The organism is Streptomyces sp. NPDC057623, from assembly GCF_042800355.1.
Lineage (GTDB): Bacteria > Actinomycetota > Actinomycetes > Streptomycetales > Streptomycetaceae > Streptomyces.
The window spans coordinates 59082-73415 of the sequence record NZ_JBHVGZ010000032.1 but is presented as its reverse complement, the minus strand read 5'-3'; the positions used below and the strand labels follow the sequence as shown (position 1 = coordinate 73415).

Genomic DNA, 14334 nt, shown 5'->3' with positions numbered 1-14334 from the left:
AGCTCACCCGTGATCCGCGCGCGCCGAGAGTGACACGGGCAGGGAGGCGTAACCCCAGACAAGGTGGGAGGTGCTGCGGCGGGGCTCTCCGGCCAGTTCGATGTGCCGTGCGCGGTGGGCGAGTTCGCCGTGAAGCACGGAGAGTGCAGCCGATATGAAGCGGGCGGTGACATTGTGCAGCCGAACTTGAGATCCCACAGGATGGCGACCGACAAGTTCGCCGGGGGCAGACAGGAAAGATCCCGCAAGTACTGGTGCGCTGGGGGCAGAGCATGTCAACGTACAACACCCTGCTGGACCCCTTGTCCCCGAGCCCACGGAGGCGCCCCTGCACCCGCACCACCCCAGCGACCCCCTCCGCCCCGACTCGCCAGACCCGATGTACTGGGTCACCCCGCGACACCTGGCCGGTGACGATGGCGTACTCGCCGAGCGGATCGGCGACAGCCTGGCCGGCCTCGGCTGGCGCATGTGGCCCACCGCCCGAAACACCCTGCTCCATGTGAGCCCGGACGGACTGCGCGGCGCCGAATGGATCCTCGCCAGCTACCCGTTCGAGCTGGGGGGCCTGCCCGTCGCCTGGCAGCTGAGCGCGCGCCCGCATCCAACCTCCGCGATGGCGGAGTGGAACGCGTACTTCACCGCCGGCGTTCCGCACGAGGCGCTCTCCGACCTCCTGATCGCGCTCGATGCCCGCGAGGCGCCGGACACGGGCTTTGAACCACCCGAGACGGTCCTCGACGCGCCCCTTGCCCGGGGCTGGATCCGTGACGTGGACAGCCCCCACACCGCCGCCATGGACCCCGGGCTCTCTGCCTGCATCTCTCTGGGGATGCTGCCGCCGCTCATCGAGGACGCCGACCCGCGCCCTGACCTGATGGGCTGGCAGGCGTGGGCTGAACCCGTTTTCGGCGCCCCGTATCTGTGGTGTGCGAGCTTCAGCGCCAGCGTCCCGCATGAACTGGTCGCCGCTTTCGCCGCCTCACTCGCCTCACCGGTCCCGGTGCCCCGGCGCACCTTGCCCGAGAGCGCGCAGGGCCGACTCACCGTGGTCCGGCGGGGCTGAGCATCTCGCGGTCCGAAGGGGCCCGTGGCAGTGCTCGCCGCCGATTTCCCTGAGTTGCATGTCACCGGTGTGAGGCAGGTCCCGTGCCTGCTGTACGACAGAGAGGAAGAGTCCTTGTTCTTTCGACGCGCTCGCGCGGACCGCGCGTTCCGTGAAGCCCAGCGCGCGGGCTACGAGCTGCTGCAGATGCATGCCGAGTGGCCCCTGCCGGATCCCGCCTTCGGCGCGGAGACACCGACAGCGCCACAGACACCGACGTCCGACTTCCTGCCGCCGGACCTACGGGTGCCCTCGCGTCAGGACGTGGCCGGGCTGATGATGCGCTGGCTGCAGCCGCTCGTCGTCGACGGACAGGTCCAGACCTGCCCCGAGTGTGGCGCGTACCGGGACTGGATCGTCTTGTGCCTGCGAGATGACTCGGTGTGGTTGCGCTGCCGGGCCGGCCACACGAGACGAAGGAGCCCGGCCTGGACGCGGCCTGGTACAACCGCCACTCCGGTCCGCCCGACCGGTTCCACCCCACCCTCGAAGAGGGCCTGCGCCACCTCGGCCACTGAACTCCCCGAACCCCCTACCGCCTCATCTCCTGCCGGTACCCGGAGGACCGGCCTGGCCAACCCGTCCATTTCGCACGCCAATCAGGGGTTCACCTGCGCCTTCACGCCACGACCGTCCTCAGCCTGAGCGCCCTCGCCGTCCTGGCTCGGGCGGGCTGCTCGACCGGCAGGACCTCCTCCTCCATCCTGGCGCCCTCCGCGACCGCGCCGTCCGAGAACGCCTCGGCGCCGGCGCCGTTGTCCTCGGTCGCACTGGCCAAGCTGCTCTTGGACGAGAGCGACCTGGACGGGGGCTACACCCGCCTGCCGCGGCGACCGGCAACGCACGACGATGTGACCGTGGTCGGCTGCCCGGCGCTGGAGAAGCTTGGCGCCGAGGCGGCGACTGGCTCCGGCCTTGGTTTCTCCCGCAAGGCGAAGGTGTCCTTCACCTACGCCGGAGGCGGCGGCTCCGAGGTGTCCGAGGAGTTGTACAGCGACAGCGCGGCGAAGCTGTCCAAGGTCATCGGGGAGATCTTCGATGCGATGGTCTCTTGCCCCGTGTACCAGGTCGTCGGGCAGAACGGTCATCGACATGGGCACTCTCGAGGGGACGGCTCCTGATCTGGGGGACGAGCAGTCGAGTCAGCTGCTCACCTCCTCGGTTGGCGGGCAGCGCAGCATCGTCAAGCAGACGGCGGTTCGCGCCGACAGCGTCGTGGTGGTCGTCTCCGGTTCGCCGGGTCTCGTGGATGCAAGTCTGAAGAAGGCGCTGGCCAAGGTCCAGGTCGCCGACTGACCACCCTCTACTACCGCGGTGCCCCTCTGCCTTGGGCCTGGCAGAGGGGCACCGTCGTATGTGCTGATTCACCGTGACTTGCGGGGTCGGTCGTCTCGGTTGGGCGAGGGCTGGGCGGCACTGCCGCTGCCCCTGGCGGTGGTTGTGGTGGGTTCGGGCATCGCGGTCGCGTCGGCGGGCAGGTCGGCCATGCGGCGCAGCCGCCACACCAGCACGTCGCTGACCGAGTCCGCGGTCTGCAGCTCCCGCCGCCCAGCTGCCTCTGCCAGGAGGGCGGTCGGGTTGTGTCCGGCGGCCTCGGCTTCGGCGAGCGTGGCGGCCAAGGCAAACCAGCCCGGCTCGGCCAGGACCTGTTCTGCAAGTTCCGGCACCGCCTGACGCAGATGGACGGCCTGCTTCTGGCGCAGGGGCTGGGGCAGGTGCCGGCCCCGCTGGTACAGCATGGTCAGCGGGACGTCGGCGGCGGCCTGGTAGGCGGCACGCAGGTGGCCGGCGGCCTGGCGGGCTGCGGCTGCCTGCTGGGCGTGGTTCTTCTTGGCGTGCCAGTGGGCGGAGGCGGTGACGAGGAAGAACAGCATGTCGATCACCATCGCGGTCGTCGCGCCGTCCTCTCCGCGGCCTAGCGAGGGTCCGCTGTAGACGAGTTCACGGGCGGCCTGGCGCAGGGCACGGTCGTGCCCGCGTACGGCCTTGATGTGGGAGCGGGTGGCCCGCTCGAACACGAAGGCCGCCTCGCGCAGTTGGGCACGAGTGTGGGCGGCGGAGGTCTTGGCGAGCGCGTCCAGGACCTCTCCGGCGGCGGCGATGTGCGCAGCCACCTGAGCGTCCTCGCCGTGGTCAATGACCAGCAGGGCCTGCCATACGACTCCGGCCGCCCGCCGCCGTGCTGTTGCCGGACCGCTCGACACCGGACTCGCTGCTTCGGCGGAGACGGTGTCAGTGTCGTCGGCCCAGCGTTTACGGATGCGGGGCAGAGACAGGTCGGGGGAGAGGGTGGAGCCCGCGTAGAAGACCGGCTCCTTTTTCCCGTTGCGGTTGTCCGAGAGGGCGACCTTGTAGCCGAGCAGGTCGCCGGAGGGCGCGACGCGTTTGCGGATCAGTAGACCGGCGGAGGCCAGCCGGTCGAAGAACTCCTCCTCGCTCGTGGCCCCGGCGACCGCGCGGCGCACGGTCTCCCGCAGCTCCTCGCGTGCCGGTCGCTCCCTGCTTTCGCGTTCGGCCTTGTGGCGTTCGGCGCTTGTGAGTGGCTTGGCGGCGGTGTCGTCCCCGGACGCGACGCGGCGCAGCCCATAGTCGGCCTCGATACGACGGCACTCGGCCTGGGCGCGACGGGCCTCGTTGTGCAGGCGCGGCCGGCGTCCGTCGTCCCGGACCAGGGTGGCGATGATGTGGATGTGGTCGTCGGCATGGCGGACGGCGGCCCACCGGCAGGCGGCATCGTCGCCGTCGGGGGCGATGCCGGTGATGGCGACCATGCGGCGGGCGATGGCCGCCCAGTCCTCGTCTGACAGGGGCGGATCCTCCGGGGCGGCCCGCACGGACAGGTGCCACACGTGCTCCTCGGGGCGCTTGCTGGTGGGCAGAGCATTGACGGGTTGGTCGAGCAGGCGTTGCAGCTGTTCGTACGTGGCCTTCGGGTTGCGGCCGGGGTCGGGGGTGAGCGGGTCGAAGGCGGCCACCAGGTGCGGGTCGATGTGTTCCTCTTCGGTGCCGGGGCCGTAGAGGTAGCGGATCAGCCCGATCGTCTTGCTGCCGCGTTTGTGGATGCTGGGGATCACTCCGGGGCGCCGCCGTCGCGGTGGGCGAGTAGGGCATCGGCGGCATCCTCCATGCGGCTGGCCGCGCGGCGTACGGTTTCGGCCGCAGCGCCGAGCTGGGGTACGTCGGCGCCGGAGTTGAGGGCCTTGGCGACCTGGTTGAACAGGCCGTGGATGCGGCCCAGGTGACGGCGTGCGGCGAACAGCTCGTCGATGACCTCCCGTTCGGTGGCGATCTCGGCGGCCGTACGGGTCAAGTCGCGGGCTGCCTTGTCGACGGAGTAGGCGAGGAACGCGGCGTTGGACATGTCGCAGTAGGTGGCGGCATCAGTGAGTCGCTTGAATTCTGCGTCGTTCATACGGCAGCTGGGCTGCTTCAGGCGCTTGCGCTCTCGCGGCAGACGCGCGCGCTGACGTCTCTTCGAGAGGGACTCGGCCTGCCGGTTCCCTCCCGGCTGCGGTCCGCCCTCGGTCGCAGCCTTACGGCCCGGTGCCCCCTGGCACCGGGCCGGTCCCGCCACCCCTGGGGCGGGACCGTCGGGAGCATCGCTCCCGGTACAACTTGCTGGCGCTGAGGTGGGGGTGTTGATCTCCTTTTGGGCGTCGTGGAGTTCGTGGTGCGAGTCGTGCATCGAGGTGTCTTTCTTGGGGCTTGGGTGCAGGGGCGGTCTCATTGCGGGTGGCCGACGGGCCCGGTGCGCAGGTCGGCCTTGACGCTGCGGACGACTTCTCCGGCGGTGTCGCTGGCGACGCTGTAGCCGTCCTCGCGCACGGCGCTCTCCAGCACGTCACGGGAGAGACGTCCGGTGTCGCGGTGGAGGCGATGGGCGTACTTGGTGAGGAGGTCCCGTGTTGCTCGCGGCTTTTGACCCAGGCGATTCGACTTCGCCCGCGTGGCCTTGCCCGGATCGATGTCCGGCGGTTCTTCGCCCGGTTTCGGTTCCGGGCTGGTGGCGGTGCGGGCGGGCTGGTGCGGGCGGTTTTCGGGCTGAGGGCGGGCTGCCCGGTGGGCGGCGTCATCGCCCGCGACCTTTGAAGGCGGGCGGCCAGGAATCTCTGCCCGGTTTGCCATGTTGGCCCGCAGTCCGGCGATCGTGGATCCGCCTGTGGACCCCGGGGCGGGGTGGGGCCAGCGGGCGGGCAGCGGGACGGTGGCCAGGGCGAGGGCCTGTTGGCGGGTGGCGAGCTTGCGCAGCAGCAGCTCGTCCTGCTGCGCGTCGCGGTCGACATCGGCCTGCTCCAGAGCCTGGTGCAGGCGGCGGGTGAGGCGCCGGCCGCGCCACTTGGTGCGCTTCTCCGGCTTCATGGCCTCTGCCCGCAGGATCAGGGTGACGGCCCGGTCGAGGGCGCGCTCGCGGATGATGCGTGCGGCGTCCGCGTCCCGGTCGGCGATCCCCAGACGGGCTAGCAGCCGTTCGCGTGCCTGTCGGGCGAGGACGGCGGTCAGGCTGCGGGAGCCGGAGTGCGGGCTGCGGTTGCGTAGTTCGATGCCCATGGCCAGGTGCCACAGCAGCGCCGCCAGGACTGGGCCGACGAAGGCCCGTACGGTTCCGCCGACCAGCCCGGACTCGGCGTAGGCGGGCACGATCTGGACGCCGGTGATCACCCAGGTGAGGGTGCCGGGCAGGCCGGGCGCTTGCTTCGGGCCGTTGAGGTTGGCCCGGGCCATCAGCGCGGTGGAGAACAGGGCGAGCTCGGCGATGGCGAACATCGCGGCGCGCTCGATGGTGCCGCCCATGTCGAGGTAGTCGGCGGCGAAGCGCCAGCTGGTGTCTGCGCTGTAGGCGGTGCAGCCGATCGCGGCGATGGCGGCAACCGGGATCGCAGCGGTGTCACGTCGCTGTCCGTTGCCGGGCTTGCGGGCGCGCTGCCACCGCCATCCAGCGGTCAGGGCGAGGACGAGGAGCAGCAGTACGGCTGCGGTGGGCGAGGTGATCCAGTGCGCCAGGGATGCTGCCGGAGTCTCTGCGGCGCTTGTGGGCACGGTGTTGCCGGGTGTCATGCAGGGGCTCTCCAAGGGCTCGCGCATGTGAGGGCATGCCTGTGCGCGGGCGGGGTGAGGTGAGGGTGGGAAAGGGAGGCGCGGCTGTCGTCAGACGGCGGGCGCGGTACGGCGTCGGTCCGGGCCGGTGAGGATGACGCGTTCGGTCATCTCGGCGAGGCGGGAGGCGACGCGGTCGCCGAGTGCGGTGCGGAGCTCGGCGGTGGGGAGGTTGGTGGTGATGAGGGTGGGGAGCATGTGCTCGTACCGGTGGTTGATGAGCCGGTAGGTGAGCTCCTCGGTCCATTCGCTGGTCTTGGCTGCGCCGAGGTCGTCCAGGAGCAGCAGCGGGCAGCGGGCCAGCGTCTGCAGTTCCCGTTCGCCGTCGTGTCCGGCACGGGGGCGGAGCCGTGCGTGCAGGTCGGCGGAGGTGGTGGCCTCCCAGCGCAGGCGGACGCCCCGGGTGAGGAGGGCGCGGACGGCGCCGTACCCCTGGTGGGTCTTGCCCGTGCCGGTGGGGCCGGCGATCAGCAGCGACGGGCCCTCGGCGATGCCCGGTCCGCCGGGCCCTGGGCGTCCTGCTCCGGCGATGTGTTTGGCCCAGGCGGTGATCTGGGGGTGGTCGGCCAGGGCACGGCGGTAGCGGGCGGGGATCCGGGCGTCCGCGAGTTCCAGTGCCGTGACGGGCTCGGGCGGTGGTTCCTCGGCTGTGACGCGGGGGTCGATACCGCGGGTGGCCAGGATCGTGTTGAGCCGGTTGGCGAGCGGACCGACCTGGCGGGGCTCTCGGGTGAGGGTGGCGGTCAGAGGTCACCTCCGTAGGCGGCGTCGATGTCGCTGGGGTTCGTCCACGGCGTGTGGCCGACCGGCACGGGCGCGGCGTTCATGGCCTCGTGGACGAGACTCGGCAAGGTGCTGGGATGGAGGCCCTTGGCCCGGTGTCGGTCGAGTCCGGCCCGGATGTGGGCGGGGGCGATGCCCTCGTCGAGCATCTTGCGCACTTCCCGGCCGAGATGGTTCAAGACGCCGGCTGGTGGACGGTGGGCGCACGCAGCGACGTACTCGGCGATCAGCTGCTGGGCCGAGACGGTGTCGGGTGCGTGGGCGCTCGCGCCCCCCGAAGGGGTACTTCCTAGGTCCATGATCCTAGGTCCTAGATCCGTACCGTGAGGCATCACCGACGGCTCCGGGCGTCCTCCGTGAGCCCGCATGGAGGACGCCGTGAATCCTTCCTGACCTGCGGGTTTGTTATCGGTGCCCGGATTCGGTGCGGGCTCGCGCATCTCGCGTGCGTCTGCACGGAGGGCTCCGTGAGTCGGCAGTGCGGGCTCCGTGAGGCCGACCCCCGTGGGGCTTGGCGTGGCTTCGGCGGCCGGGGTGTCGTGGTGCGGGCAGGCGGGGAGGCGGCTCTTGCTGGGCCGGTTGATCTTCTGGTGCCGGCTCCAGGTGACGATGTGCAGGTACCGCTTGTCGTCGAGCCCCGTGTAGCGGCAGATCAGCCCGGCGTCGGCGAGCTGGGCGAGGTCCGTCTCGACGTCCGAGGGCTCGTGTTCCGGGCGCAGTACCCACAGTTGTCCCGCGATGATCGCGGCGTGGTCGCGGTGGCGGCCCTGGTCGTCGGCCTGGGTGAGCAGGCCGATGAAGGTGCGCTCGGCGGTCAGGGAGACGGCGGCCAGGGACTCGGAGACGAAGGCTTCGGGCTTGATGGTGCGGATTCGGGCCAAGAGGGGCGGTACCTCACTCGGTTGCAGGCGGTCGGGAGCCCACGGCTCACCGTTGTCGGGGCGGTACGTGCATCAGGGGTGGGGGAGTTGACCGGCCGGCGGCGCGTGGCGCACTGGTGGCCGCTCGCGCATTCCGGGGGTGCCGTCAACACATAGCCACACCCGGGCCGCGCAAGTCCAGCCCAATCCCGCGACATCTCTCACGGCAGAAAGGCTGCCGAAAAAGCAGGCGGTAGAAGGCGGTGACAAAACGGTAGGGCACGATCGCCGGTTGACCAAATAGTTGTCCCGGACTTCGAGCCGGAAGCATCACATCGGGAAGCCGTTGACGTGCCGCCGACGGGCAAGCTACAACACAACACCCCATGTCGCGGCAGCCGCAGAGCTCCAACCGACATCACGCTTCCCGGGTCGAGTCAGCGCGAGGAACCGCTCCGCATGCGGACAGCGCGAGGGAACATAGACCACGATCGCCGGTTAACCAAACCGGCGAATGGACGCTACAACTGGAGCCATGTCCGCACGCTCATTGAAAATCGCCTCCGCAGGAATGCGGATGGCCCGCACGATCGAAATCCTCCGCACCGAACGCGGCTTGTGGCAACGCCAACTCGCCCGCTATGTCACCGTACTTGGCCACCCGATGTCCAACACCACGCTCTCCCGCATCGAACGCGCTCAGCGGCGGTGCGACATCGACGACCTCGCGGCTCTCTCCGAGGCCCTGCACGTCTCACCCTCAGTGTTCCTCGGAGACCCCACACTCGTCTGACCTGCATCCGAAGCTGGACTCACGGTCCTGGGGCCGCCGGCGAGCGCTTGGCCTCGGGGCGACAGTTCGTACTCGCTGGGGCCCCTAGGTCGTGTCCGCAAAGTCCCGCCTGCCCCGCGACGCCTGGCACGCACTCTCGCCGCACCGGGCGAAAGCCCACGTACAACCAGTACGAGGGCTCCCGCCCGGCACGCCGAGAGCACGCACCAGACGCCGCGGGGCCCGCCCTCCGGGCGGACGACGGGACTTTGCGGACACGACCTAGCACGAGATCCCCGGTTACCGAAACCGGGGATCCTCCACACCATTGACGGTGTTCGCCGACTGTGCCCGGCAGACAACGCCCCTTCCTAATGCCGCGCCGCATGGCAGATCGCACCGACCCCGCGCCATACCCACGGAGGCCAACTATGCCCGCACGTCCGCCCTCTGCTCCGAATCCGAGCTCCATTCCAGTGCCGGACGCCACCCCTACAACGCGCCAGGCATTCCTGAGCGTGAAGGACGCCGCCGAATACCTCGGCCTGTCCCCGCACACTCTCTACGTGTGGCGGCATCGCCGAAACGGCCCGCCCAGTTTCCGGATGGGGCCGCGTGGGCGCGTCATGTACCGGATAGAGACGCTCGACTCCTGGATCCGAGAACAGGAGCAGGCCGACTCGCGCTCGAACACGGCCCTGAGCCCATTGGACTCGGCATCGCCGAAAGGGTCGTACTACTCCACGAGCGCCTGACCGTCGACTGACTCCTGCCGCACGCAAGCTGCCATCGAGGGAAGTATTTGGCCGGCTACATAGAAGACCGCTGGATCAAGAAGACGAAAGACCCCGTCACCGGCAAGCGGGAACGCACCTCCCGCTACGGCAAGGGTTCGCGGTACCGGGTCGCCGGTATCCCCGGTGTCCGGGACAAGTCGTTCGACACGCTCGAAGACGCCAAAGCGTGGTTCCGCAGGGCCAGCACCGACAGCGAACGCGGGGAGTTCGTCGACCCCCGCGACGGCTCCATCACGCTGGACGAGTACGTGACACGCTTCTGGCAGGCGGGGGTTCGCGGAGCGCCCGGCACGGTCAAGCGCATCGATGAACGCGTTCGTCTCCACATCCGGCCTCAGCTGGGCACCGTCGCCCTGCGGGACATCAGTCCGGCGGTGCTGCGCGGCTACATCGCCGCGCTGGAGAACGAGTGCTCGCCGCGGTACGCCCGGCAGATCCTCACCTCGCTCTCGAACATCTTCGAGACCGCTATCGACGACAAGCGGCTGGCGCGCAACCCGATGCGGGCTAAATCCGTGCGCTGGCCCAAGGTGCCGGAGGACCAGCGGGAAGCCTGGCCACTGGAGACCGCGCAGCGCGTTCGGGACGCGATCAACGCGCGCTACCGCATTGCGGTCGTGGTCGCGTTGGGCTGCGGCCTGCGGCAGGGCGAAGTGTTCGGTCTGTCCCCGGAAGACGTCGACTTCGCTCGCGGAGTTCTGCGCATCCGCCGGCAGGTACAACTCCTCCACGGGCGTCTGTACTTCACCCTGCCGAAGGGCGGCAAGACGCGCGTCGTCGATATGCCTCCGTCGGTCGCAGCGGCGCTTGCCCAGTACTTCATGGAGTGCCCCGCGGTCGAGGTCGAGCTGCCGTGGGGCGGCCCGGAACCCGATCGTGAGACGCAGAAGTTCCCACTCGTCATCACCACGACGTACGGCAACGCCCTTCGCGCGAACATCTTCAACGTCGAGGTGTGGAAGCCCGCACTGGCCGCCGCCGGTGTCATCCCCATGCGGAATAAGGACGAGAGGTGGAAGGCGTCTCGCAAGGACGGCTTCCACGTGCTGCGGCATACGTACGCCTCGGTCATCCTCGAAGCGGGCGAGAGCGTTGTCACCCTGGCCCGCTGGCTCGGCCATTCGAGCCCCACCATCACCCTGGACTACTACGCCCACTTCATGCCCGAGGCCGGCGGGAAGGGACGCGGGGCCATCGACGCCCTGCTCGGCCAACCTGCCGCCGTTGTCACGGCCGCCTAGACCACGACTCACGCAAACCCGCCGAACGGATGGGCACAGCACCTTGCTGTGCCCATCCGTTTTGGCGTTTCAGCCCTGGAAGACCGCTACGCTCCGTGACCGTCGGCGTTTCCGGACGCCATCGCAGTCGGCGAGGTTCTCGCATGCCAACGCCCACGATCGCAGGAGGCCGTCCTGAACGGAGCGCGGCTCATTCTCCCCAGACACTCCCCAGCGGCCTCGAACACGTCATCCGCGCCTGCGACCGGAGCTACACGCACCCAGGACAGCAGCCTTCCGCGATGATTACTCAGAGCCAATCTCGCCGCTTGAAGATGATGTACAAACTGGTACAAACGATCCCCATTAGGGCGACAGCAAAGGGGTAACCGAGTACCCAGTGCAACTCCGGCATGTGTGTGAAGTTCATGCCGTAGATCGTTCCGACCAGCGTCGGGGCGAACAAAATAGCCGCCCAAGAAGAGATCTTCTTGATCTCCTCGTTCTGCTCGAACCCCGCCTCCGCCAACGCCCGCATCTCCGCGTTCTGTTGCTGCGTGACCAGCGTCGCGTTGACCGTGAGGATCTCGGTGAGGGCCTGGCGGAAGCCGTCGACGCGTTCGCTGGTGTGGGTCACGTGGTCGGCCACGTCGCGGAGATAGCGCTGTAGTTCCTCGTCCGTGCCGTACTTGGAGAAGCCGGCCATCAGGCCGTGCAGCATGCCGACCAGGGGGCGGGTGGCGCGCTGGAACTCGACCATTTCGCGGGAGAGTTCGTAGATCCGGCGGGAGACCTCGGGGTCGCCGCGGAAGACCTCGGTCTCGATCTCGTCGATGTCGATCTGGACGCCCGTCACCACGGGCTCGTAACCGTCGACGACCGCGTCCAGTATCGCGTAGAGCACCGCCTCCGGGCCGAGTTTGAGCAGCTCCGGAGTCTCCTCCATGCGTCGGCGCACCGCCGACAGGTCGGGGGCCGCGCCATGGCGCACCGTGATCACGAAGTCGGGGCCGACGAACACGTGCAGTTCGCCGAAGTCGACCTCCTCGGGCGCGTCGAGATAGCGCGCCGCGCGCAGGACCACGAACAGGGTGTCGCCGTAGCGCTCCAGCTTGGGTCGCTGGTGTGCCTCCATCGCGTCCTCGACCGCGAGCGGGTGCAGGTCGAACTCGGCGGCCAGGGACAGGAGCTCGGCCTCGGTCGGGCGGGCCAGGCCGATCCACGCCATGCCGGACGGCTGCTCGCGCAGCTCGCGGAAGGTCTCGGCGAGGGTGGCGGGGGAGGAGACCCGGAGGCCGTCCTGGTACAGCGCCGACTCCACGACGCTCGCCACCTCGGTGGAATCGGCGGCCACGGGCCGCGCCGGGGGTGCCGGGGCCGGTGGCTTCGGTGGCTGCGGCGGAGTGAGCGCTCGGCGCCAGACGGACTTCATGGGGTTCTTCGAGACGGGGCGGGCGCGTCGCTCGGACATCGCGGCTGCCTCCCGGACGAGACGATGAGTGCGTGGGCGTGTGCGTGCCTGGGGGTGTGCGTGTGCGTGATCACGGAGCAGGATATACGGGGCGAATGACATGGGAGGGGGAGCCGATCCTGGATTCCGTGAGAGTTGCGGACCGAAGGTGTCCGCAAGCCTCGCTAGCGTGCGGAGCATGACGAAGACGACGAAGCGGTCCATGGGGACCCCGGGGCCCGCGGGGTCCACGGGGAAGGCCAGGAAAGCGGTGAAGGCGATGACCGGGAGCGACCCCGTCCTCAGCACCCGTGCCCTCAACCGCGCCACCCTCGACCGGCAGTTGCTGCTGCGCCGCTCGCCGCTGTCGGCCATGGCGGCCGTGGAACACCTGGTCGGCCTCCAGGCCCAGGAGGTCAAACCGCCGTACTACGCGCTCGCCGCCCGCCTCGACGGCTTCACGCCCGAGGAGCTGTCCGGGCCGCTGGCCGACCGTGCCGCCGTACGCATCGTCACCCTGCGCTCGACGATCCACCTGCACACCGCCGACGACACCCTCACCCTGCGTCCGCTGGTCCAGCCCGCCCGGGACCGCGAGGTGAACCTCTTCCGCAAGGGCCTCGTCGGCGTCGACCTGGACCACCTCGCCGTCCTCGCCCGTGACCTCGTCGAGGCGGAGCCCCGCACCATGAAGCAGTTGCGCGAGGCCCTGAGCGCCGAGTGGCCGGACGCGGACCCGCAGTCCCTGGCCATCGCCGCCCGCTGCACGCTCCCTCTCGTCCAGGTCACCCCGCGCGGACTGTGGGGCCGCAGTGCGCAGGTCGCCCTCACCACCGTCGAGCACTGGCTGGGCCGCCCCGCCGAGCAGGCCGCCTCCCCGGACGCGGCGGTGCTGCGCTATCTGGCCGCCTTCGGGCCGGCCTCCGTGAAGGACATGCAGACCTGGTCCGGCCTGACCCGGATGCGCGCCGCCTTCGAACGGCTCCGCCCTCAGCTGCTCACCTTCCGGGACGAGAACGGCGTCGAACTCTTCGACCTGCCCGATGCCCCGCGCCCCGACCCTCAGACCCCGGCCCCGCCCCGCTTCCTGCCCGAGTTCGACAATCTGCTCCTCTCCCACGCCGACCGCACCCGAGTGATTCCGCCCGCGAACCGCGGCCGCACCTGGCAGGCGAACACCTTCTACTGCCCACTCCTCGTCGACGGCTTCCTCGCGGGGGTGTGGCGGATCCTCGGCGACGCCCTCGTCATCGAGCCGTTCGCCGAACTCGGCAGGCAGCAGCGTGCGGACGTCCTCGAAGAGGGGGAGCGGGTCCTGCGGGTCCTGCACTCGGCGGACTCCTACGACCTCCGCTTCGGGACCGTCATCCCCTAGCGACCGGTACCCCTGAAGCAGGCACCGGGCACGCTTCGTTGCGGCCCCGTCAGTCAGTCAGCCCGCCCCGTCACCGCGACCGACACCCCGAGCCCGATCATCGTGCACCCGCCGGCTCCGCCTATCAGGGACAGCCGACGGTCGGAGCGGGCGAACCAGTCGCGCGCCGCGGACGCGGTCAGGCCCCACAGGGTGTCCGTGACCAGGCCGATGGTGATCGGGACCAGGCCCAACAGCAGCATCTGCGACGGGACACCGCCCGCCGAGTGGTCCACGAACTGGGGGAGCACGGCGGCGAAGAACACCACGCCCTTCGGGTTGGTGACACCGACCAGGGCGCCGTCGAGGAGGGTTCGCAGATCGCCGCGCGACGGGCCCGTCGGCCGCGTCGCCATCGTCGACGCCTTCAGCTCCTTGCGGTGCCGGAACGCCTGCACGCCGAGGTGGACCAGGTAGGCCGCGCCGGCCAGCTTCACCGTCAGATAGACCGCCACGGACCGCTCCACCAGGGAGCCGATGCCCACCGCGACCGCGACGACCAGCAGGTAGGAGCCGAAGACATTGCCCAGCGCGGTCGCCACGGCGCTGCGGCGGCCGTGGGCCAGGGCGCGGCCGATGACGAACAGCACGCTCGGCCCCGGAATCACGATGACCAGCAACGACATCGCCGCGAAGGCCAGCAGACGGTCCGCGGACACCATGTCCATCACCCCCGACGCCTGTCACTACCCATGCCGTCACTTCCGAACGGCACCCATTCAAACAGGCCCCACTGACAACGGGAACGGGGCGCGGACATGGATAGGGGGCGTTGCGGGCCGCTCGTGGAGGCCCGCAACGCCCCCTGGTCTTTCACCCGAGGTGTGCTCGGGAGACCT

16 protein-coding genes are annotated in these 14334 nt (G+C 69.8%); 8 read left to right on the top strand and 8 right to left on the bottom strand.

The window, feature by feature from the left end; all coding sequences use genetic code 11:
* Window positions 1-379 precede the first annotated feature (379 nt).
* Both ACFU95_RS28510 and ACFU95_RS28505 read left to right on the top strand, forming a co-directional pair.
* Window positions 380-1066, top strand: coding sequence for a DUF317 domain-containing protein (locus ACFU95_RS28510; RefSeq protein ID WP_383832787.1), 687 nt, complete (start codon window positions 380-382; stop codon window positions 1064-1066).
* A 422-nt stretch (window positions 1067-1488) separates the two neighbouring features.
* Window positions 1489-1623 (top strand): hypothetical protein, encoded by a 135-nt coding sequence (locus tag ACFU95_RS28505; RefSeq protein WP_383832785.1) that lies wholly within the window; start codon window positions 1489-1491, stop codon window positions 1621-1623.
* 101 nt (window positions 1624-1724) lie between these two features.
* On the opposite strand, the gene ACFU95_RS28500 is transcribed toward ACFU95_RS28505, so the two are convergent.
* Window positions 1725-1883 carry a hypothetical protein gene (locus ACFU95_RS28500; RefSeq protein WP_383832783.1) on the bottom strand — a complete coding sequence of 53 codons (159 nt, stop codon included), beginning with the start codon at window positions 1881-1883 and terminating at the stop codon, window positions 1725-1727.
* A gap of 7 nt (window positions 1884-1890) precedes the next feature.
* Between ACFU95_RS28500 and ACFU95_RS28495 the strand changes: the two genes are divergently transcribed.
* Together ACFU95_RS28495 and ACFU95_RS28490 are read left to right on the top strand one after the other, a co-directional pair.
* On the top strand, window positions 1891-2226 hold the full coding sequence (locus tag ACFU95_RS28495; RefSeq protein WP_383832782.1) for a hypothetical protein: 336 nt from the start codon (window positions 1891-1893) through the stop codon (window positions 2224-2226).
* Window positions 2198-2401 carry a hypothetical protein gene (locus ACFU95_RS28490; RefSeq protein ID WP_383832780.1) on the top strand — a complete coding sequence of 68 codons (204 nt, stop codon included), beginning with the start codon at window positions 2198-2200 and terminating at the stop codon, window positions 2399-2401. The genes ACFU95_RS28495 and ACFU95_RS28490 overlap by 29 nt, the downstream gene beginning before the upstream one ends.
* 68 nt (window positions 2402-2469) lie before the next feature.
* On the opposite strand, the gene ACFU95_RS28485 is transcribed toward ACFU95_RS28490, so the two are convergent.
* The 5 genes from ACFU95_RS28485 to ACFU95_RS28465 all read right to left on the bottom strand — a co-directional run bounded on the left by ACFU95_RS28485 (window position 2470) and on the right by ACFU95_RS28465 (window position 7863).
* Window positions 2470-4179: a relaxase/mobilization nuclease domain-containing protein gene (locus ACFU95_RS28485; RefSeq protein ID WP_383832778.1), complete on the bottom strand. Its 1710-nt coding sequence runs from the start codon at window positions 4177-4179 to the stop codon at window positions 2470-2472.
* Entirely contained in the window at window positions 4176-4517 is a 342-nt protein-coding gene (locus ACFU95_RS28480; RefSeq protein ID WP_383832776.1) for a plasmid mobilization relaxosome protein MobC, read from the bottom strand. The genes ACFU95_RS28485 and ACFU95_RS28480 overlap by 4 nt, the downstream gene beginning before the upstream one ends.
* A 311-nt stretch (window positions 4518-4828) precedes the next feature.
* Complete coding sequence (locus tag ACFU95_RS28475; protein ID WP_383832774.1) at window positions 4829-6160, bottom strand: hypothetical protein; 1332 nt, start codon at window positions 6158-6160, stop codon at window positions 4829-4831.
* A gap of 90 nt (window positions 6161-6250) precedes the next feature.
* Window positions 6251-6946, bottom strand: a complete 696-nt coding sequence (locus tag ACFU95_RS28470; RefSeq protein WP_383832853.1) for an ATP-binding protein — start codon at window positions 6944-6946, stop codon at window positions 6251-6253.
* Complete coding sequence (locus ACFU95_RS28465) at window positions 6943-7863, bottom strand: hypothetical protein (protein WP_383832772.1); 921 nt, start codon at window positions 7861-7863, stop codon at window positions 6943-6945. Before ACFU95_RS28465 ends, ACFU95_RS28470 begins: the two co-directional genes overlap by 4 nt.
* Before the next feature lie 514 nt (window positions 7864-8377).
* On the opposite strand from ACFU95_RS28465, the gene ACFU95_RS28460 reads away from it, so the two are divergent.
* The 3 genes from ACFU95_RS28460 to ACFU95_RS28450 all read left to right on the top strand — a co-directional run bounded on the left by ACFU95_RS28460 (window position 8378) and on the right by ACFU95_RS28450 (window position 10652).
* On the top strand, window positions 8378-8635 hold the full coding sequence (locus ACFU95_RS28460; RefSeq protein ID WP_383832770.1) for a helix-turn-helix domain-containing protein: 258 nt from the start codon (window positions 8378-8380) through the stop codon (window positions 8633-8635).
* 353 nt (window positions 8636-8988) lie between these two features.
* The gene (locus ACFU95_RS28455; protein ID WP_383832768.1) at window positions 8989-9369 is read left to right on the top strand and encodes a helix-turn-helix transcriptional regulator; all 381 of its coding nucleotides are present in this window, start codon (window positions 8989-8991) and stop codon (window positions 9367-9369) included.
* Window positions 9370-9416: 47 nt separating this feature from the next.
* Window positions 9417-10652 (top strand): tyrosine-type recombinase/integrase, encoded by a 1236-nt coding sequence (locus tag ACFU95_RS28450; protein WP_383832766.1) that lies wholly within the window; start codon window positions 9417-9419, stop codon window positions 10650-10652.
* A gap of 289 nt (window positions 10653-10941) precedes the next feature.
* On the opposite strand, the gene ACFU95_RS28445 is transcribed toward ACFU95_RS28450, so the two are convergent.
* Window positions 10942-12102: a magnesium and cobalt transport protein CorA gene (locus tag ACFU95_RS28445; protein WP_383832764.1), complete on the bottom strand. Its 1161-nt coding sequence runs from the start codon at window positions 12100-12102 to the stop codon at window positions 10942-10944.
* Between the two features lie 259 nt (window positions 12103-12361).
* Here ACFU95_RS28445 and ACFU95_RS28440 point away from each other — a divergent pair, with 259 nt between their 5' ends.
* Window positions 12362-13456 carry a winged helix DNA-binding domain-containing protein gene (locus tag ACFU95_RS28440; protein WP_383832851.1) on the top strand — a complete coding sequence of 365 codons (1095 nt, stop codon included), beginning with the start codon at window positions 12362-12364 and terminating at the stop codon, window positions 13454-13456.
* Window positions 13457-13509: 53 nt separating this feature from the next.
* On the opposite strand, the gene ACFU95_RS28435 is transcribed toward ACFU95_RS28440, so the two are convergent.
* The gene (locus tag ACFU95_RS28435) at window positions 13510-14157 is read right to left on the bottom strand and encodes a LysE family translocator (RefSeq protein ID WP_383832762.1); all 648 of its coding nucleotides are present in this window, start codon (window positions 14155-14157) and stop codon (window positions 13510-13512) included.
* Between the last annotated feature and the right edge of the window lie 177 nt (window positions 14158-14334).